This window comes from Sinomonas terricola, from assembly GCF_034931225.1.
Classification (GTDB): Bacteria; Actinomycetota; Actinomycetes; order Actinomycetales; family Micrococcaceae; genus Sinomonas; species Sinomonas terricola.
Window position 1 is genome coordinate 136,469 of record NZ_JAYGGQ010000006.1, and the last position, 18,690, is coordinate 155,158.

Below are 18,690 nucleotides of genomic sequence, written 5' to 3' on the forward strand. Positions count from 1 at the left end.
ACCGCCTTTCCGAGGAAGATATCACTTTTCGATTCTTAGGTAGTATCTTTGTTGGAACGAGACGCACTATGACGTCCATCCGGAGCACGAGAGGGCGGCCCATGGCGGGAGCAGCGGCACACGAGCCGATGGCAACGGGCGACGGCGGGCCGCACCGACGCATGCTCGACGCCGTCGGCGAGGACATCGCCTCAGGCCGCCTCGAACCCGGCACGCGCCTCACGCTCGAAGAGCTGCAGAACGAGTTCGGCGTCTCGAGGACCGTCGCGCGGGACACGATGCGCGTGCTCGAGACCATGAACCTCGTCTCCTCGAAGCGCCGGGTGGGCATCGTGGTCCAGGACCCCTCGCTGTGGAACGTGTATGACCCGCAGCTCGTGCGCTGGCGCCTCGCCTCGCCGCGGCCCGAGGACCAGTACGCCTCGCTCACGGAGCTGCGCATCGGCGTTGAACCCGTCGCCGGAGCGTGCGCGGCCCAGCGTGCAACCGGCGCTCAGCGTGCCGAACTGGCAGGCCTCGCGGCCCGGTTGCGCGCCTTCGGCGAGGCCGGCGACCTCGAATCCTTCCTTGAGGCGGACATCGCGTTCCACCGGCTCATCCTCCGCAGCAGCGGCAATGAGATGTTCGCGGGGCTCGACGGCATGGTCGCCGTCGCCCTCACGAGCCGCACCCGGCAGGGCCTCATGCCCTTCCACCCGCGCAGCGAGGCCCTCGACGCCCACGAGCGCGCGGCGGCCGCCATCGTGCGCGGCGATCCCCAAGGCGCCGAGGACGCTCTGCGGGACGTCCTGCACGAGGTGCGCGCGGCGCTCAGGCTCGCGTGAACGAGATTCTGCTGGGCAGAATCAGTGGGGGCTGCTGAGCTTCGCGGCTTCGAGCGCCGCGGCCGCGGCATCGCATGCGGACGCCAGCGCGGCGACCGTCTCGGGCCGCTCGAGCACATCGGAGCGCGAGCGCGGAGCGCTGATCGACAGCGCGAGCCACGCGCGGCCCTGCCCCACGGCACGCCCCATCGCGGCGATGTCCGGCTCAGTCCGGCCGAGATTGAGCGCGTAGCCCCGCGAACGGACGAGGGCGAGCTCGCCCTGAAGGGCGCTGAACTCGTCGGCGCCGAGCTGGTCTCCCGCAAGCTGCGCCGCACGGCCGGTATAGAGCTGGCGCAGCGCTTCGCCGTCGAGCGTTGCGAGGATCGCCTTCCCACCGGAGGAGAGCCGGGCGGGCAGCACCGTTCCGGCCCGGTCCCCCACCCGCAGGAGCTGAGTCGATTCGACGCTCGCGAGGAACCGCACGCCCGTGCCGAAGCGCGCCATGAGGTTCACCGTTTCGCCCACCGCCGCAGCGAGCCTCTCGACATGCGGGTGCACTACCGCGACGACGTCTTGGAGGCGGCCCTGGCGCGTCGCCCCACGGATCGCGGGCCCGGCGGTGTACCGGCGCGACTCGTCCTGGAGCGCGAAGCCGCGGTAGACGAGCGTCGCGAGCAGGCGATGGGCAGTCGACGGCGCCACGCCGATCCGCTCGGCGGCCTCGTTGACGCGGAGCGTGTCCCGCTCCTGGAGCAGAAGGATGAGCTGGAGCGCGTTGTCCACCGATTCGATCGCGTAGGCAGGCTTCTTGACGATCTGAAACTTCTGCATAGCAGAATCCTAGTGCCAGTGCGAGCCGCCCCACGAGAGCATGAATGGCATGTCACTCACTGCTTCCGTCCGCGGCAACGAGGCCGCGCGCACCCACGGCAACGGCCCAGCGTCGGGCCCCGCGCGCCGTCGCACGATCGTCGCGATTGCCATCTGCTGGGGCATGGTCGTCTTCGACGGCTATGACCTCATCGTCTACGGAACCGTCCAGAACAGCCTCATCGAGGGCACCGGCTGGGGACTCAACGCCGCGTCCGCCGGGACCATCGGCTCGATGGCCTTCGTCGGCATGATGATCGGCGCCGTCTTCGCCGGCCGGCTCTCGGACGCGTGGGGCCGCCGCCGGGCCATCCTCCTGTGCGCCATCGTCTTCTCGGTCGCCACCGTTCTGTGCGCCGTGGCCCCCGGCGCCGTCGCGTTCGGCGCCCTCCGCCTCGTCGCGGGGCTCGGCCTCGGCGGACTCGTGCCCTCCGCCAACGCCCTCGCGGCCGAACTCGTGCCCGCGCACCGCCGCGGAGCCATGGCCACGCTGATGATGTCCGGCGTCCCGCTCGGCGGCACAGCCGCTGCGGCGCTGGGTCTCGGCATGATCCCCGCGTTCGGCTGGCGTTCGATGTTCTGGCTGGCCCTCGTCGCGCTCGTCATCCTCGTCCCGCTCGGATGGAGGTTCCTGCCCGAGACCCTCGGAGCCGTCGCCGCACCCGAGCGTGCGGGTGCCCAACGGACGACGGCGGGCGGCGGCTTCCGCGGCCTGTTCCGCGCTCCGTTCCTCGGCCTGAGCGTCCTGTTCGCGGCGTCGACGCTCTTCACGCTGTTCGCGTGGTACGGCCTCGGCACGCAGCTGCCCAAGATCATGCGGGACTCGGGCGCTGATCTCGGCCCCGCCCTCACGTTCACGATCGCGCTCAACATTGGTGCGGTGGCCGGCTCGATCGCGACGGCGTGGGCCGGCGACCGCTTCGGGACCGTCTCAACCTCCGTCGTGGCGGCGTTCCTGGCCGGCGCCGCGCTGATCTCGCTGCTCGTGGTTCCCGCGGGCAGTACCGCCTATGTCTACGGGGCGCTCGTCGTCGCGGGCGTCGGGACGCACGGCACGCAGTCGCTCGTCATTGCGGCGATCGCGGCTCGGTACCCCGACGCGCTCCGCGGCACCGCACTCGGCTGGGCCCTCGGCGTAGGCCGAATCGGCGCAGTCCTCGCGCCGCAGCTCTCGGGCCTCATGCTCGCTGCGAAGTCGATCCCGCCGGCCATGAACTTCGTGCTGTTCGGCGGTTCGGCGATCATCTCGGCGTTGCTCCTGATCGCCGTGGTGGCCCTCTCGGCCGCCCGCCGCGGGCGAGTCGCCGTCGTCGTCCCTTGAGTCGGGCTTCTGCTGCCCAAAGCCGCTTCTCCTGCGTGGATTCCCCACGGAGAAGCGGGTTTGGGCAGCAGTTACGGCTCGGTCATCCGGCGAGCGCGGCGACTGAGTCCGCCCCGTCGCGCCACCGTGCGACGAGCTGGGCACCGCCACCCACCTCGGAGCCGAGCACGCGGGCCACGCGGAGCGTTGCACCGCCGAAGGTCACCTCGCACACGCGGCCGTCGGACACGAGCGCGGGCAACTGCCCGGCCGACCCCGCGAACGGCGCCCCGGCGAACGACGGCGCCCCCGCGCCCGATGCATACACGCGCACGTCGGGCTCCTGGACGCCGACCACGGTATCGCCGTCGTGAACCTCGAGCACCGCCTGCTCCTGCTCGCCGCGCGCGCCGCGCATGAGGGCGGCGACGGCGGCGGGGTCGCCGGCGCCGTCATACACCCAGCGCGTTCCGAGGGCGGAATGCTCCATGGTTCCGATGAGCCACGGCTCGGCGCCCGCGAGCGGCGCGCCGCGATAGGTCAGGACGAGGTGGAAGATCGTGCCTCCGCGCTCGACGATGAACCCCTCGATGCCGACCTCGCCGTCCGGATCATCGAAGCGATAGCTGCCCACGCGGGAGAGTTCGCCGTCGCCGCCTGCCCACGGCTGGCGCGCCAACCACGGGTGGATGAGCTCGAGCTTGGTCGGGACAAGGGTTGCTCGGTGAATGACAGCCACGGAGCCACTGTAATAGTCCCCCCGCCCCACGGCCCGCAGGGCCTGTTGCGACACAATTCAGCGCCGGACCACTCCGTTTGAGGGCTGTTCCGGCGCTGAATTGTGTCCTTGCGAACCCTGCTAGCGGCCGAGCGCCTCGATCGCCGCCTTCGCGGACGGGTCGGAGCCCGCGAGGAACGCGTCGATCCGCTCGGGCTCGCTGTCCTCGCCGAACGCCGAGGCGGCGCGGCCGAGGTTGTAGAGCGCCCGCAGGAAGCCCTGGTTCGGCTCGTGCTCCCACGGGATGGGGCCAGCGCCGCGCCAGCCGTTGCGGCGCAGGGCGTCGAGCCCACGGTGGTAGCCGACGCGCGCGAAGGCATACGACTCGACCGTGTTCCCCGCGGACCACGCCTCCTCGGCGAGGAGCGCCCACAGCAGCGAAGACTCCGGGTGCTTCTGCACGAGGTCTCGCGCCGAGTGGCCGGTCGCGAGGCTCTGGTACACCTCGGTCTCGGCCGGGAGCCGCGTGGGCTCTGGGCCGAGGAGGTTGGTGCGGAACTCGTCACTCACTGAGGCGCTCCCCCTTCGAAGGAAATGTGGCTACTTGATCGACTTGCCCTCGGAGCCGAGCTGCTGCGCGGCTTCGACGACGCGGGCCGCCATGCCCTTCTCGGCCGAGGCGCCCCACACGCGGGGGTCGTAGGTCTTCTTGTTGCCGACCTCGCCGTCGACCTTGAGGACGCCGTCGTAGTTCTTGAACATGTGGTCCACGACGGGGCGAGTGAACGCATACTGCGTGTCGGTGTCGATGTTCATCTTGATCACACCGTAGGAGACAGCGTCGGCGATCTCCTGCTCGCTCGAGCCGGAGCCGCCGTGGAAGACGAGGTCGAACGGGTTCTCCTTGCCGATCTGCGCGCCCACCTCGGCCTGGATCTCCTTGAGCAGCTCGGGGCGGAGCTTGACGTTGCCCGGCTTGTAGACGCCGTGCACGTTGCCGAACGTGAGTGCCGTGATGTAGCGGCCGTTCTCGCCCGCGCCGAGTGCCTCGACCGTCGCGAGCCCGTCGGCGACCGTCGTGTAGAGCTTCTCGTTGATCGCGTTCTCGACGCCGTCTTCCTCGCCGCCCACGGTGCCGATCTCGATCTCGAGGATCATCTTGGCCGCTGCGGTCCGGGCCAGGAGGTCCTTCGCGATGCGGAGGTTCTCGTCGAGCACCTCGTGCGAGCCGTCCCACATGTGGGAGTTGAAAAGCGGGTTGCGTCCGGCCTTGACCTCGGCCTCAGAGGCCGCGAGGAGCGGGAGGACGAAGTCGTCGAGCTTGTCCTTCGGGCAGTGGTCCGTGTGGAGGGCGATGTTGACGTCGTAGTTCTTCGCAACCTCGCGCGCGAACGCCGCGAAGCCAAGCGACCCCGCGACCATGTCCTTGACGGAGGCACCCGACCAGTAGGCGGCGCCGCCCGTGGAAACCTGGATGATGCCGTCCGAGCCCGCCTCGGCGAAGCCGCGGATCGCCGCGTTGAGGGTCTGCGACGACGTGACGTTGACCGCCGGGAACGCGTATCCGCCGGCCTTGGCGGAGTCGATCATCTCGGCGTACTTCTCAGGGGTGGCGATAGGCATGGAAGCTCCTCGATTCAGTCCGCGCAACAAACAGAGCGGAGGCGTGCTGGCCATTCTCATCCTAGCGATCGCGCGGTCGCCCGCCCACGTGCGCCCTCGCACATGACGCCCCGGCCGGCCTGGGCGGGCCCAGACACAGGCGAGGACGACGACGGCGCCCGCTACGCCGTCGTCGTCCTCGTTTCTTCCCCCCAGATCGTGCAGCCTGTCAGTGTTGCTGGGCGACCTGCTGCGCGAAGGCCTCCGTCATGCTCCCGACGCCGGTGACGTCGTCATAGCCGGGCGTCGCGACGAGCGAGCTGTCCAGCCCGAGCGTTCCGACCGCCGTCTGGCCTGTGGCCGGGAACGCCCGAACCATGTTGATGGGCTTCGACGGGGACGTGACGTCCCGCATCGCCGCCCCGGGAGCCGCGGCCGCCTTGTACACGGCCGGGTTCGCGAACCCGATCTGCTTGCCCGTCGCCGCCTGGGCGCTCGCCATGAGACCAGCCGTGAGCGGGCACGAGAGCGACGTGCCGCCGATGCGCTCCTGGATGAACGCCCCGGTGTTGAGCGAGTGGTCGTTCGTGATGGGGCTCAAGCCGATGAGGAAGCCCGTCCACGAGTCGGCGTCGGCCGAGACGTCCGGCGAGACGCGCTTGCCGTTCGCGAGAGCGGCCGGGACAAGCGCCGCCTGATAGGCAGGCTGCGCGAAGACGGCGCTGCGGCCACCGCCCGCGCCCGCGACGAACACGCCTGGAAGCGGCCCGGCGTAGCCGAGCGTGCCGTCCGGCTCAGTGACGATCTGCTGGCGAGGCGTGCCCCACGCGGTCTCGAACAGGTAGTTGTTCGACTTGCCGAGCGCAAGGTCTGTGCCCCCCACCGCCGTCACGAACGGCGAGCTCGCCGGGAAGTCCGGCGACGTGTAGCCGAGGTTGATCTTCTCGTCGCCGGAATCGCCGCTCGAGAAGTAGAGGCCGATGCCCTCCGAGGCCGCCTGGAGGTGGATGTCCTGCTCACCGCGGAGCACGTCCGCGGGGACCGCCTCGCCGAGGTTGCCGTAGCTGTTGCTCACGATCGTCGCAAGCTTCCCGTCGAGGATGTTCGACATGGCGATGTCGATCTGGCCCTCGCAGTCCGCTGCGCCGACGTACAGAACGGACGCGCCAGGCGCCGTCGAGTGGACCGCGTCGACGTCGAGCGCCTCCTCGCCCTGCCATCCGCTCGGCTCTCCGCACAGCGCCTGGTCGTAGAACACGGAGGGAAGGTTCTCGCTGTAGGTGCTCGCGGTGAAGGCCGGAAGTCCGTGCAGAGCCGAGTACTGGTTGGCGTCCTGGAACATCGTCGGCGAGGCGTAGGCGTCGATGATCGCCACCGTCTGGCCGGCGCCGGCCGTCGAGTTGAGGGTGACGCCGTCGCCAAGGCCGTAGGCGGCCTGCATCTGGCCGGGCGTGTAGCCGCACAGGACCGTGGGAACGGACGTGGCCCCGGTCTGCGTCGGCGGAACCGTGGCTTCCTTCTCGTCCCAGTAGTGGGAGCACGGGGTCGCGACCGGAACCGGCGGGACCTGGCCCGCGGGCGCGGCGTCGCTGCCTTCCGTGGAATTCGTCGGGCGCGTGAGCGTGCGGCCCTGGTCGATGCTCACTCCGGCGACGGACGGCTCGAGATCCCCGGGGACGGTAGGCGCGCGATCCGGGCCGATGAGGTCGTGGCCCTGGAACGAGTAGGTCTGCTCGGCGACCTGGAACGCGGCGTTGATCTGGGCCACAGTGCCGCGGAACACGACGTACATGCCGCTCTCCGGGACCCCGGTGACGACCATGCCCTGAGCCTTGATCCACGCGACGAGGTTGTCCGTTGCCGCCTGCGTCGGCGCGAACTGCGCCTTCCACTGGGCCGGGCTCAGGTACTGGCCGTACTGGGCGCTCCCCGGCGTCGAGACCGCAGTGGCGAAGGCCTGGGCGCCGGCTTCGTCGCGCAGGTTGAGGTAGATCTCGCCTTCCACGGTCGTGTTGCTCAGCGGGATGCCGGTCTTGGCCCGCGAGCCCGCCCACGGGGGAACGGATCCAGGGTATGCCTTGGACTGCGACGGCGGCGGGCCGGGTGGCGCGGCCACGGCGACGGCCGCGGTTCCCAGCCCGACGGCGGAGGCGAGCGCGACTCCTGCTGCCAGTGAACGGATTGTCAGTCGACGGGAAAGCTGTTCTGCGGCCATAGACCCTTCTCCTCACAGGCGCGATCTGCCTGACTTGAGCGAGACTAGTTGTGAAAGAACCTTTGCAGGAGATCCCGGAAGCTGGGAGTTTGCCCTGAGTTTTTCCACCTCGAGTTCGCAGTCTGGGAACTGTCTGGGTTAAGCTGGTGACGCGCAGGGGAGTATCCCACGCGCTGCATCCGTCAACACGTCAGGCGCGGGAGCCTGGCCGGGTGCAGCGGTCTTCCGGAATCAGATCGGCGGATGGAAAGACTTGCGGCGGTTACGCCTGCCTGCGAAAGGGACTCCTAGTGTCCGTCTCTCCTGCCGTCTGGGCCATCACGATCGTCGTGATCCTCGGTCTTCTGGCCTTCGACTACTTCTTCCACATCCGCAAGGCGCACGCCCCGACCTTGCGCGAGGCGGCCATCTGGTCGTCGGTGTACGTCGGCGCGGCGGTGCTGTTCGGCGTCGTCGTCCTCCTCCTCGGGGGAACCGAAATGGGCGGCCAGTACTTCGCCGGCTTCATCACCGAGAAGGCGCTCTCGGTCGACAACCTCTTCGTGTTCCTCGTGATCCTCGCGAGCTTCCGCGTGCCGCGCGAGGACCAGCAGAAGGTGCTCCTCTTCGGGATCGTGTTCGCGCTCATCGCACGGACCCTGTTCATCTTCCTCGGCGTCGCCCTCATCAACAGCTTCGCGTGGATCTTCTATGTCTTCGGCGCGATCCTGCTGCTCACGGCCGGCCAGCTCCTCAAGCCCGACCACGGTGGAGACGAGGCGGACAACATCATGATCCGCCTCGCCCGGAAAGTCCTCCGCACCTCGCAGCGCTACGACGGGGACAAGCTGTTCACGATCGAGAATGGCAAGCGCGTGCTCACGCCGATGCTCCTTGTCATAGTGGCGATCGGCGGCACCGACGTCCTGTTCGCGCTCGACTCGATCCCCGCGATCTTCGGCCTCACCCAGAACGCGTACGTCGTGTTCACCGCGACCGCTTTCTCCCTCATGGGGCTGCGCCAGCTGTTCTTCCTGCTCGACGGGCTCCTCGACCGGCTCATCTACCTCTCCTTCGGCCTCGCCGCGATCCTTGCGTTCATCGGCGCGAAGCTCGTGCTGCACGCGCTCCACGAGAACACGCTCCCGTTCATCAACGGCGGCCAGCATGTGCCCGTGTTCGAAGTGACAACGGGGCTTTCGCTCGCGGTAATTGTCGGTGTCCTGGCCGTGACGATCGTGGCCTCTCTCGTGAGCCCAGCCGGCAAGGCGCAGACGGCCATCAACAACGCGCGTCGCCACGCCCAGAGCTATCTCGACCTCGACTACACCGCCGACCCGGCTGAGCGCGAGCGCGTCTACCAAGACCTCGTCGACGAGGAGCGGGAGATCCTCGCGATGGACAAGAAGTACCGGGACAAGGCGAAGGACGTCGAGGCGATCCGCGAGAAGGTGCGCGAGGCGCACGCGCGGCACGCGGAGTACCTCGCGCGGTAGCCGTCCGGTCCAGCGCACCCCGCAAACGGACGACGGCGTGTCCCGGCTGCGCGGCGCCGTCGCCCGTTCTGCGGTCGGACGCTAGGCCGGCCGCCGCCCCTTTCCCCATTGGAAGGTCGGCCCAGGTGGGTCGGGGACGGCTGCGCGCGCCGCGTCGTCGACCGCGCGACGGCGCCGCAGCTCGAGCGCGAGGCTCTCCTGGCCGCGCGCCATGGCCCAGCGATGGTTCGCCGCGAACACCGGCTTGAACAGCCAGCTCAGCCTGCGCAGGAGCGGCTTGCCGACGCTCACGGTCCAGTCGTAGCGGACCACCGTCTCAGGCCCGTCCTGGGTGAGGGTCCACCGACCGGTCCCATTGAGATCGCCTCGGGCCGAGATCGCGAAGCCGTCCAGGGTGATCGGTTCCGTGACAGTGAACGTCCAGCGGAGCGTGTACGGTAGCCAGCCCTTGGTGAACAGGTCAATGCGGCGGCCGAGGCCCTGGGCGTCGCCCGGGTCGAGCATCCGCACATCGAGGTACACCGAGGGCCACCACCGCGACAGGTCGGCGCCGTTCCGCAAGATCGACACGACCTCTTCGCGCGTCCCGGCGACGCGCCACCACGTCACGAACGAGTAGTCGGTGCTCGCCACGTTGCTCCGTTCCGGCCCTCCCGCCCGCGCTGCGGACGACTTGGCCGTCGACGACGAGGCGCACCGCCGTGTCTTGCGCGACCGTGACGGGGTTGTCGCCGAACATGATCTGGTCGGCGAGGATGTGCCCCCAGCCGCCGGAGTTCTCGTCCACGATCTGGACGGTCGCCGTCTGCCCTTGGTACGCGTTGAGATCCAAGCTCACCCAGTCGAGGTGCTCGTTGTTCTGCCCAGTCGCCGTCGCCACTACTTGACCGTTGACGACGACGTTCACCGACGTCGGGTTCGGACCGCCCCAGGGGTGGTTGCCTCCCCCGACGAGCAGGTTCACGTAGCGCTTCGAGATGGTGAACGACGGCGACGTGATAGTCCCCATCGCCGTGTCGACGTTCGTGAAGGTGTTGACGAGCCCGCTGCCGAGGTAGCCGCTCACGGGGTTCTGGTACGGAAGGGTGCCGGGCGCGGGTCCCGTTCCGACGAAGTCGCCCGTCGTCTGCCAGCCGCTCCCGTAGCTCGTGGCTTCGAAGTCCGCGAAGGTTGTGCCGTCCGGGATGCCGCCGGGCGTCACCGAACCGGGAACGTACGGATGGTTTCCGCCGCCCGCGAGGAAGTTCAGGTAGCGGTGATCGATCGTGAAATTCGGCGAGCTCAGCGACCCCGTGGAGCCGTCGCCACCGTTGAAGCTGCTCGCGTACCCGGCCCCCGACCAACCCGAGACGGTCATCTGGTTCGGCAGCGTGCCCGTCGCGGGGGCCGAGCCGAACGCGGTGCCGGTGGCCGTCCAGCCGTCGAAGGACCCCGAATCATAGCTTCCGAGGCCTGTACCTGCCGGCGGGACACCGTCGGGCGTGAATCCGTGCACTGGATCGAAGCTGCCCGTGAAGTATTGCGCGCCCGATCCACCCGCGACCCCACCCGGATTGAGATTCACGATCAGGACCCATTCCTGCTGGTTCGGATTCGCGGGGTCCGGCAGCGGGAAGAGGTCCGGGCATTCCCACGGTCCACCGGTCGCGCCGGCCGGCCCGAAATCATTCAGATGCGTCCACTGCTTGAAGTCGGGAGAGCTGTAGAACGTGACCTTGTGCTGATCCGACAGCGCTGCCGCCATGATCCATTCGTTTCCTGGCGCGTACCAGAAGACCTTGGGATCGCGGAAGTTGTTCGACCCGATGTCCAGAACGGGATTCCCCGCGTATTTGGTGAAGGTCTGGCCGCCGTCGGTGCTGTACGCGAGGGCCTGCGATTGGTTCCCCGTCGCCTTGTTCACGGCCGTGTAGATCGCGACGAGGGGAGGATTCGTACTCGTGCCGAATCCGCTCGTGTTGTTGGTGTCGAGGACGGCGCTTCCCGAGAAGATCATAGTGGCGGCGTCTTCGGGAATGGCGACGGGCAGTTCGGTCCAGTGGATGAGATCCGGGCTCACCGCGTGGCCCCAGGACATGTTGCCCCACGTGTTTCCCGATGGGTTGTATTGGTAGAAGAGGTGGTACTGCCCATTGGCGTAGACGAGCCCGTTGGGATCGTTCATCCAATTCTGGGCTGGGGTGTAATGGAATTGGGGTCGGTAGGTTTCCGTATAGGTGGTGTCGGCCGAAGCCGGGAGCGTCGGGAGAACCATTCCGGCGGCCAGGGCGATCGCTGAGACCGCCCTCCGCGTGTTCTTCACCATTGAGGCGTGCCTTTCTCGTCGTCATTGACAAACAGGCCTTACAAGGGGCGGCGCAGTCGACATGGACTGCGCCGCCCGGCATCTCGGCGGATCAAGCCGCGCGAGACAAAGGGTTCAGGGGGTTGCCCTGAACGAGTACGTGCTCTGATACGGCTGGAACTGGGCCTGCGTGCCACTGTCGAGGACTTTGGTTCCCGTGGTGGACGAGTCCAGGACGACGGTCATGACTGGCACCGCGCTCGCCGTGTTGTTGGCAGCGATGTAGTTGTTGCTCCCGGAGGACACCAAGATGATCGTCGGCGTCTGCCCTGCCGGAGTGATGGCCGAGGAGGGGACGTCATAGGTGAAGTGGTTCGCCGTGATCGTGTTGCTGTTTCCGTAGACATGGACGAGGCCGTAAAGATCGTCGAGACCATTGTTGTAGGGCTGCATCGGGCCCCACGGCTCGGGCTGGCGGAGGAAATGGTTGCTCGAGATCAGGTTCTCGCTGCAGACTCCCTCGAAGACCACCATTCCTGGGTAGAAGGCGTGGAGGCGGTTGGCTGTGATGCTGCAACGGGTCGAGGTCTTCACATGGACCATGCTGTTGCCGCGCGGGAAGATGTTGTTCCCGGCAACGAGCAGACCAACGTGGTTCTCGGCGAAAATCGAGAAGCCAACATAACCGGCGCCGATGTGGTTGTTGGTGACTTTGGAGGCCTGGCCCGACCCGACGAGTTCAACGCAGTTGCCGCACTCGGCCAGGAAATTGTCGCTCACACTCAGGGCGTCGGTGTCCCTCACGACGAGGCCGTGCTCGAGATAGACCATCCCCATGCCTTCGATCCGGCACGAGTCATTTGCAGAATCGAAAAGGATGCCGGTCTTGCCATTGACGTAGGAGTTCTGGTTGGTCCCGAACGACACTCCATCGAGGCAGAAGTTCTGGAAGACGACCGCACTCAGGCGGGGGTCGCCCGTGCGGTAGACCCGGAATGCCTCCGCGTTGCCGTCCGTGTTCTCGACCCGAATGCGGCTGCCGCCCGGGTTGATCTCATGCCAGCTCGAGGTGTCCGAGGTGTTGTAACGGATGCTGAGCGATGTGAACCCATGCCCGGAGCCGCGGATCGTCAGGAAGCTCACGTCGATGTTGACGCGGGTCTTGAGGGAATAGTCGCCCGGCGGGATGTAGATGACGCCGCCTGGCTTGGACGCTTGGCTCGTCTGCTGGGACTTGATGTCGGCGATGATGCTATTGATCACGAGGCCGATGTCGTTGTAGGGAGAGGCGGAGGGGTTTCCCGGCACGCTCCAGGTCGTGACGTCGTAGACGGTGGTCACTGTGTCGATGTTCCTATCTCTCGATGGGTCAGAGGACGCCGATGATGTTCCGGTAGTCAGCAGCCGAAGGGGCCGATTCCGTTGCGGGGGCTGCGGGTACGCTCGCGGCCGCTGCCGGTGTGGTCGCAGCCGCAGCCAGCGGAACGGCAGCGAGGGATAGCACGGCCACTTGCAGCACTTCCCGTCTGGCCCAAGCCCGTGGCGACGACGGCGCGGTCTTAGATGGCATGACATCCTTCCGAGTGCCAAAATGCCAAAACGATTTGTCTGTGGCATGCGTCACTTTAGGGACGGGAAAGAGAGCCGTCAACCGTGCTCAGAGGCCACCTGGGGGCCAAAAGAGTTTGGCCGGATCGACGAAGATTTTGGCCGGTTTTGGCACTTGACGGTCCGCTTCCGGCAGCTCTAGCGTCTTGCCAAGACGTTTTGCCAATACGTTTTTCCAAGACGTCCCGTCCCCCTGAAGTTCGCACAGAGCAGTGATCAAGCTGCAGAGGAAGATTCGGAGTAAGGATGCTTCGCAAGAAAATCGCCGTGGCGGCAGCGCTCGCCACGACGGCCGCCATCGCGATGAGCGGCTGCGGCGTAGGCGGCAGCACGTCGTCGGCGTCGGGAAAGTCCATCACGGTCCTCGTGGAGGCCGGCGGCCACGCCGAGCTCCAGCCGATCGCGGACGAGTTCACGAAGGAAACGGGCACGAAGGTCTCCTTCGTCGAGCTCCCGTATGACGGCCTGTACAACAGGCTCAACAGCGAGTTCACCTCCGGCAGCGTCTCCTTCGACGTCGCCGCGATGGATGCGGTCTGGCTGTCCGCGTTCAAGGACGGTGTCACCCCGCTGGACAGCCTCTTCACTGACGACGTGAAAGGTGACCTCTTCCCGTCCCTCGTCAAGGAGGCGAACGTCGGCGGGAAGTACATCGGCATGCCGGTATGGACCAACTCGGAGGTCCTCTACTACCGCAAAGACCTCTTCAACGACCCGGCCAACCAGGCTGCCTTCAAGGCCAAGTACGGCTATGACCTCAAGCCGCCGACGACGTGGCAGCAGTACATGGATGCCGCCGCCTTCTTCACCAAGGATGGGATGTACGGCACGGACATGAAGGGCGCGGTCGAGACGGAGTATCTCGCGATGCTCTCGCAGACCGGCGAGCAGACCATGGTCCTCAGCCCCGACGGGTCGAAGGTCTCGCTCGGCGACGCGAACAGCCTCAAGGCCCTCCAGTTCGATGATGGCCTGGCCAAGTACGCCCCTCCGGGCGCAGCGCAGGTCGACTGGGCCGCGGCCCAGAACCTCTTCAACCAGGGCAAGACCGCCATGTCGCTGTTCTGGGGCCACGAGTACCGCTCCATCCCCAAGGACGCAGCCGTCAATGGCAAGGTGGGCGTCGCCCAGATGATCGCAGGCCCCGGCGGTGTCGCCGGCGTCCCGGGCGCGTGGTACCTCTCGGTGCCCAAGGCCAGCGGGCAGCAGCAGACCGCAACGGACTTCCTGAAGTTCGCGTACGACCACAATGAGCTGTCGGCCCAGACCTCCCTTGGCCTCGTGGCCCGCAAGTCGGCGTTCGCGAAGTACGAGAACCAGAGCGGCTACGAGAACTACAAGCCGCTCATCGACACGCTCAACGCCCCGAACACGATCCCGCGGCCGGCAACGCCCAAGTGGCAGCAGATCGTAGACACCGTCCTCGTCCCGATGATCCAGAAGTCCCTCCAGCCGGGGGCCGATGACCAGGCCCTGCTGAACGCTGCGAAGGAGCAGGTCCAATCGCTAGTCAAGTAGTGGTGGACCGCGCGGGTGGCCTCACGGGCCACCCGCGCCGGTCCGCCGGAAGGAAATCCCGGACCCGCCTGACCGACCGCCGCTTCGCGGCCCTGCTGATGCTGCCCGCCGGGGCGTTCCTGGCCGTCTTCATCGGCTGGCCGCTCGTGCAGTTCGTCGTCGACGGGTTCTTCAAGATCGCACCGATCGCCGGAGGCTCGCGGGAGTTCGTCGGCTTCGGGAACTACGTCCGGCTGTTCCAGGACGCGGACTTCCTCAACGCATCGTGGCGGACCCTGCTGTACGCAGTGATCGTCGTGACGCTCGAGTTCGTCCTCGGCCTGGCCGTGGCGCTCGTCTTCTCGGCCCTGGGCAATGCGTCCCGGGTCTTCAGGACGGTGTTCCTCTACCCGCTCATGATCGCCCCGATCGTGGCGGGCCTCCTGTGGCGGTTCCTGCTGATCGACAATTTCGGCATCGTGAATGAGCTGCTGACCAGAGTCGGCATCATGCACTCGAGCTCGGACGTCCAGTGGCTGTCCAACCCGAACATCGCCCTGTTCTCGGTCGCCATTCCGGACGTCTGGCTCACGACGTCGTTCATCACGCTCGTGCTGTTCGCCGGCTTGCAGAACATCCCCGGCGATGTGATCGAGGCGGCCCGCATCGACGGCGCCCGGTACCCGACCATCCTGTTCCGGATCCTCCTGCCGCTCCTGCGCCCGGTCATCGCCGTCGCCCTCATCGTGCGCGGGATCGACGCCGCCAGGGCCTTCGACGTCATCCTCATCCAGACCAACGGCGGGCCCCAGTCCAGCACCGAGACCCTCTCGCTCCTGATCTACCGGACCATGGTCCGCTTCGGCGACCCCGGCCTGGCGAGCGCGATGGGCACGGTGTACCTCGTCGTCATGCTGGCGGTCGCGCTCGTCGCGATCCTCTCGATCTGGCGCCCCGGAAGTGAGGAGAAGCCATGAACGGGCTCGAAGTCCGCAAGCTCAGCTCGAAGACGATCCTCTGGATCCTGCTCGCCGCGGTCGTGCTCCTGTACGGCTTCCCCTTCCTGTACATGCTGCTGACGTCTTTCAAGTCGCCGCTTGAGACCATCGCGGTTCCGCCGAAGGTGCTCCCGAGCCAGTGGACCGTGGCCAACTACGTCGCAGCGCTCTCGAAGGGCGGCGTCATCGCGTCGTTCGTCAACAGTGTCGTCACGGCTTCGCTGAGCACGCTGTTCTCGCTCGCGCTGGGGCTGCCCGCTGCGTACGCGGTGGTCCGCTACAAGACCCGGACGGGCCGCTTCTTCATCGTCGCGGCCCTCGTGACCCGCATGGTCCCGCCGATCGTGATCGGCGTCCCGATGCTCTCGATCTTCCACAATCTGGGACTGTCAGATACCTCGATCGCTCTCGCCATCGCCCACACGACCATTTCGCTGCCGCTTTCGATCTGGCTCATGTCCAGCTTCTTCGAGGCGGTCCCGTCAGACCTCGAAGAGGCGGCGAAGATCGACGGCTGCTCCCGTCTCGGCGCGCTCTGGCGCGTCGTCATCCCGGTGGCATCGGGAGGTGTCGCCGTGACCGCGATCTTTGCCTTCCTGGCCTCCTGGAACGAGTTCCTCTTCGCCCTGCTCCTCACTGCAGTCCGGGCGCAGACCACGCCAGTGGTGATCGCCAACTTCCAGACCCAGTTCGGCTTGGACTGGGGCTCGATGACGGCGCTCGCGGTCGTCTACTCGGTCCCCGTGATCCTGCTGACCCTCCTCCTCCAGCGGCGCATCGTCGCCGGACTCACCCTCGGCGCGGTCAAGGGCTGACGCCCCGCGCCGGTTGAAAGGAATAATCACGCCATGGAGAACCCGGGGAAGGGATCCGTGTGAAGACGGCGGGCATCCGAGATGTGGCCAAGCTTGCGGGCGTCTCCGTGACGACGGTCTCGCATGTGCTCAACGAGACCCCGCACACCCGCGTGGCCGAGGAGACCAGGAACCGCGTCCGCGAGGCCGCGAAGTCGCTTGGCTACGGGCCCAACCGGGTCGCGCAGGCCCTGCGGACCCGACGCTCGGGACTCATTGGGCTCCTGAGCGAGGAGATCGCGACCACGCCCCACGCGGGCAGGATCATTCTCGGGGCCCAGGAGGCCGCGCGCGCCCATGGCCTCACCTTGGTCATCGTGAGCACCGAGAGGGGCGACGGCGTCACGGCGCACCAGGCGGACGTGCAGGCACTCCTCGACCGGCAGGTCGATGCGATCTTGTACGCCACCATGTACCACCGCAGGATCACGCTCCCCCCGAACCTGGGCGCCGTGCCCGCTGTCCTCATCGACGCCACGGACGGCGCGGGCGCGCTCCCCGCCGTCGTGCCCGATGAGGTCGGAGGCGGCGTCGCCGCCGTGCGGCACCTCGTCGAGGCCGGGCACCGCCGGATCGCCTTCCTGAACAACGACGACGACGTCCCCGCCACCCATGGGCGCTTGGCCGCCTACCGGCAGGTCCTCGCCGAAAGCCGCATCCCGTACGACGAGAACCTCGTGGGCGAGACGGTATCGGAAACCGCGGAAGGCTACGAGCTGGCGAAGCAGATCATCGCCCGCTCCCAGCCGACGGCCCTCTTCTGCTACAACGACCGCATGGCCATGGGCGCCTACCGCGCCTGCCGCGAACTCGGGCTGCGGATCCCGCAGGACATCTCCATCGTCGGTTTCGACAACCAGGAGATCATCGCGGCCAACATCTTCCCCGCCCTGACCACGGTCGCCCTGCCCCACTACGAGATGGGTGCCTGGGCGCTCGAGACCGCGGCCGAGATGCTCGCCGAGGGAAGCGACCGCCCTGCGGGGCCCTTCGAGCCCGTCCTGCTTCCCTGCCCGCTCGTGCCCCGAGACTCGGTCGCCCCTCCCCGGCAGGCCTGAGAAGCCCGACGACACGTCACGATCCACAGAGAGACTTTCATGCCACAGCATTCCGCGACCGACGAAAGCCCTGTCGCCGTCGACCACAGCAGCGCGACGGAACGCCAGCTCTCGCGCCCGGCCTTCCACTTCACATCCCCCTCGGGATGGATCAACGATCCTCTGGGACTGACCTTCCACAGCGGCCGGTACCACCTCTTCTACCAGCATGTCCCCGGGTCCGCCGACTGGGCCCCGCAGTGCCGGTGGGGCCACGCCACGTCCGACGACCTCCTCACCTGGCAGGTCGGGCCCATTGCCCTCGAGCCGGGAGAGGGCGACGGCGGCTGCTGGTCGGGCAGCATCGCGACGGGGCCCGGCGGGAATGCCACCCTGTTCTACACGTCGGTCGATGACGACGCCTTCGAGATCGGCAGGGCCCGCACCGCGCGTCCGGCCCCGGGCAGCGGCGTCAGCTGGGAGGGCTGGGTGAAGGGCCCTGTCGTCGCCGAACTCCCCGAAGGCGAGGAATCGGTCGCGTTCCGGGATCCCTTGGTCTTCCACGACGGCGCCGCCTGGCGCATGATCATCGGCTCCGGCCGCCCCGACGGGACCGCGGTCGCCTACGCGTGGACCTCCGACGACCTGTCCGCGTGGCGCTACGATGGCGTGTTCGCGTCGCGCCGCTCGAGCGAGGACGACGGCGTGTGGACCGGCTCCGTATGGGAATGTCCCCAGGCAATCCGCGTCGGTGAGAAGTGGGCATTGCTCGTCTCCGTCTGGGAGCCGATGCGCCCCCACTACGAGGCCTACGCCCTCGGGGACATTGTCGACGGGCGCTTCGTCGCCGAGACGCCCTGGCGTCGGCTCACCTATGGCCCCTCCTACTACGCCGGTTCGGTCTACCGCGACAAGGCAGGCAAGCCGGGGATCGTCTACTGGCTTCGCAACGTCTCCGACCCAGGCGCGGGATGGGCTGGCGCGCACAGCCTGCCGCATGAGCTCGCGCTCATCGGAGACCGGCTCGAAGTCCGCCTCCCGCTGAGCCTCGCGGGCCGCCGGGGCTACGGCGAGCCGCTCGCGGCACTCGAGGAGCGCGAGATGCCAGTCGGTGGCGCGTTCGACGTCGAATGGTCGCACGGAGGCAGCCTCTCCCTCGACGAGGGCATTCGGAATGTGTTCCGGCTCGAGCGGACCCGAGGGCCCGAGGGAAGCAGCCTGACGGCGACCTCCGACGCCGGGCAGTGGTCCGTGCCGTGCAGCGGCCCGGTGAGAGTCGTCGTCGACGGTCCCGTCGTCGAAATCATCGGCTCCTTCGGCGCACTCGCGTTCCCGGCACCCCGAGAGGGAGGCGCCACGCTTGCGTCCCGGGGCGCCGATGGCACGGTCTACACACTCGGCTGAGCTCCGTCACACCGCAAAGGGA

Annotated in this window: 15 protein-coding genes and 1 pseudogene; 8 read left to right on the forward strand and 8 right to left on the reverse strand. The window is 67.7% G+C overall.

What is annotated here, in order from left to right; genetic code table 11:
- Positions 1–68: 68 nt before the first annotated feature.
- The gene (locus SPF06_RS10030) at positions 69–824 is read left to right on the forward strand and encodes a FadR/GntR family transcriptional regulator (RefSeq protein WP_323278906.1); all 756 of its coding nucleotides are present in this window, start codon (positions 69–71) and stop codon (positions 822–824) included.
- 21 nt (positions 825–845) lie between these two features.
- On the opposite strand, the gene SPF06_RS10035 is transcribed toward SPF06_RS10030, so the two are convergent.
- Positions 846–1,637 (reverse strand): IclR family transcriptional regulator, encoded by a 792-nt coding sequence (locus tag SPF06_RS10035; RefSeq protein WP_323278907.1) that lies wholly within the window; start codon positions 1,635–1,637, stop codon positions 846–848.
- 49 nt (positions 1,638–1,686) lie between these two features.
- Between SPF06_RS10035 and SPF06_RS10040 the strand changes: the two genes are divergently transcribed.
- Positions 1,687–2,997, forward strand: coding sequence for an MFS transporter (locus SPF06_RS10040; protein ID WP_323278908.1), 1,311 nt, complete (start codon positions 1,687–1,689; stop codon positions 2,995–2,997).
- A gap of 82 nt (positions 2,998–3,079) precedes the next feature.
- On the opposite strand, the gene SPF06_RS10045 is transcribed toward SPF06_RS10040, so the two are convergent.
- From SPF06_RS10045 to SPF06_RS10060, 4 genes are all read right to left on the reverse strand, one after another.
- Positions 3,080–3,715, reverse strand: a complete 636-nt coding sequence (locus SPF06_RS10045) for a CG0192-related protein (protein WP_323278909.1) — start codon at positions 3,713–3,715, stop codon at positions 3,080–3,082.
- A 120-nt stretch (positions 3,716–3,835) separates the two neighbouring features.
- On the reverse strand, positions 3,836–4,264 hold the full coding sequence (locus SPF06_RS10050) for a DUF3151 domain-containing protein (protein WP_323278910.1): 429 nt from the start codon (positions 4,262–4,264) through the stop codon (positions 3,836–3,838).
- Positions 4,265–4,294: 30 nt separating this feature from the next.
- Positions 4,295–5,317, reverse strand: coding sequence for a class II fructose-bisphosphate aldolase (gene fbaA, locus SPF06_RS10055; protein WP_323278911.1), 1,023 nt, complete (start codon positions 5,315–5,317; stop codon positions 4,295–4,297).
- A gap of 208 nt (positions 5,318–5,525) precedes the next feature.
- Positions 5,526–7,511, reverse strand: a complete 1,986-nt coding sequence (locus SPF06_RS10060) for a S53 family peptidase (protein ID WP_323278912.1) — start codon at positions 7,509–7,511, stop codon at positions 5,526–5,528.
- A gap of 290 nt (positions 7,512–7,801) precedes the next feature.
- Between SPF06_RS10060 and SPF06_RS10065 the strand changes: the two genes are divergently transcribed.
- Positions 7,802–8,986, forward strand: coding sequence for a TerC family protein (locus SPF06_RS10065; protein WP_323278913.1), 1,185 nt, complete (start codon positions 7,802–7,804; stop codon positions 8,984–8,986).
- 81 nt (positions 8,987–9,067) lie between these two features.
- Here SPF06_RS10065 and SPF06_RS10070 read toward each other — a convergent pair whose 3' ends face one another.
- The 3 genes and pseudogenes from SPF06_RS10070 to SPF06_RS10080 all read right to left on the reverse strand — a co-directional run bounded on the left by SPF06_RS10070 (position 9,068) and on the right by SPF06_RS10080 (position 12,611).
- The gene (locus SPF06_RS10070; RefSeq protein WP_428985745.1) at positions 9,068–9,619 is read right to left on the reverse strand and encodes an SRPBCC family protein; all 552 of its coding nucleotides are present in this window, start codon (positions 9,617–9,619) and stop codon (positions 9,068–9,070) included.
- Between the two features lie 805 nt (positions 9,620–10,424).
- Positions 10,425–11,291 (reverse strand): annotated as a pseudogene (locus SPF06_RS22120) (glycoside hydrolase family 32 protein); the annotation flags it as partial.
- Positions 11,292–11,405: 114 nt separating this feature from the next.
- Complete coding sequence (locus tag SPF06_RS10080; RefSeq protein WP_323278916.1) at positions 11,406–12,611, reverse strand: NosD domain-containing protein; 1,206 nt, start codon at positions 12,609–12,611, stop codon at positions 11,406–11,408.
- A 513-nt stretch (positions 12,612–13,124) separates the two neighbouring features.
- Here SPF06_RS10080 and SPF06_RS10085 point away from each other — a divergent pair.
- From SPF06_RS10085 to SPF06_RS10105, 5 genes are read left to right on the forward strand one after another with little or no spacing between them, the layout of a single operon-like run.
- Complete coding sequence (locus tag SPF06_RS10085) at positions 13,125–14,396, forward strand: ABC transporter substrate-binding protein (protein ID WP_323278917.1); 1,272 nt, start codon at positions 13,125–13,127, stop codon at positions 14,394–14,396.
- Positions 14,396–15,352, forward strand: coding sequence for a carbohydrate ABC transporter permease (locus SPF06_RS10090; protein ID WP_323278918.1), 957 nt, complete (start codon positions 14,396–14,398; stop codon positions 15,350–15,352). Before SPF06_RS10085 ends, SPF06_RS10090 begins: the two co-directional genes overlap by 1 nt.
- Positions 15,349–16,188, forward strand: a complete 840-nt coding sequence (locus SPF06_RS10095; protein ID WP_323278919.1) for a carbohydrate ABC transporter permease — start codon at positions 15,349–15,351, stop codon at positions 16,186–16,188. The genes SPF06_RS10090 and SPF06_RS10095 overlap by 4 nt, the downstream gene beginning before the upstream one ends.
- Before the next feature lie 53 nt (positions 16,189–16,241).
- Positions 16,242–17,285: a LacI family DNA-binding transcriptional regulator gene (locus SPF06_RS10100; protein ID WP_428985748.1), complete on the forward strand. Its 1,044-nt coding sequence runs from the start codon at positions 16,242–16,244 to the stop codon at positions 17,283–17,285.
- Positions 17,286–17,324: 39 nt separating this feature from the next.
- Entirely contained in the window at positions 17,325–18,668 is a 1,344-nt protein-coding gene (locus tag SPF06_RS10105; RefSeq protein WP_323278921.1) for a glycoside hydrolase family 32 protein, read from the forward strand.
- Positions 18,669–18,690: the final 22 nt, after the last annotated feature.

Coding starts and splice junctions, on each gene's coding strand:
- SPF06_RS10040 (WP_323278908.1), top strand. CDS start 1,687: ATGTCACTCACTGCTTCCGTCCGCGGCAACGAGGCCGCGCGCACCCAC.
- SPF06_RS10105 (WP_323278921.1), top strand. CDS start 17,325: ATGCCACAGCATTCCGCGACCGACGAAAGCCCTGTCGCCGTCGACCAC.
- fbaA (WP_323278911.1), bottom strand. CDS start 5,317: ATGCCTATCGCCACCCCTGAGAAGTACGCCGAGATGATCGACTCCGCC.
- SPF06_RS10030 (WP_323278906.1), top strand. CDS start 69: ATGACGTCCATCCGGAGCACGAGAGGGCGGCCCATGGCGGGAGCAGCG.
- SPF06_RS10095 (WP_323278919.1), top strand. CDS start 15,349: ATGAACGGGCTCGAAGTCCGCAAGCTCAGCTCGAAGACGATCCTCTGG.
- SPF06_RS10060 (WP_323278912.1), bottom strand. CDS start 7,511: ATGGCCGCAGAACAGCTTTCCCGTCGACTGACAATCCGTTCACTGGCA.
- SPF06_RS10035 (WP_323278907.1), bottom strand. CDS start 1,637: ATGCAGAAGTTTCAGATCGTCAAGAAGCCTGCCTACGCGATCGAATCG.
- SPF06_RS10085 (WP_323278917.1), top strand. CDS start 13,125: ATGCTTCGCAAGAAAATCGCCGTGGCGGCAGCGCTCGCCACGACGGCC.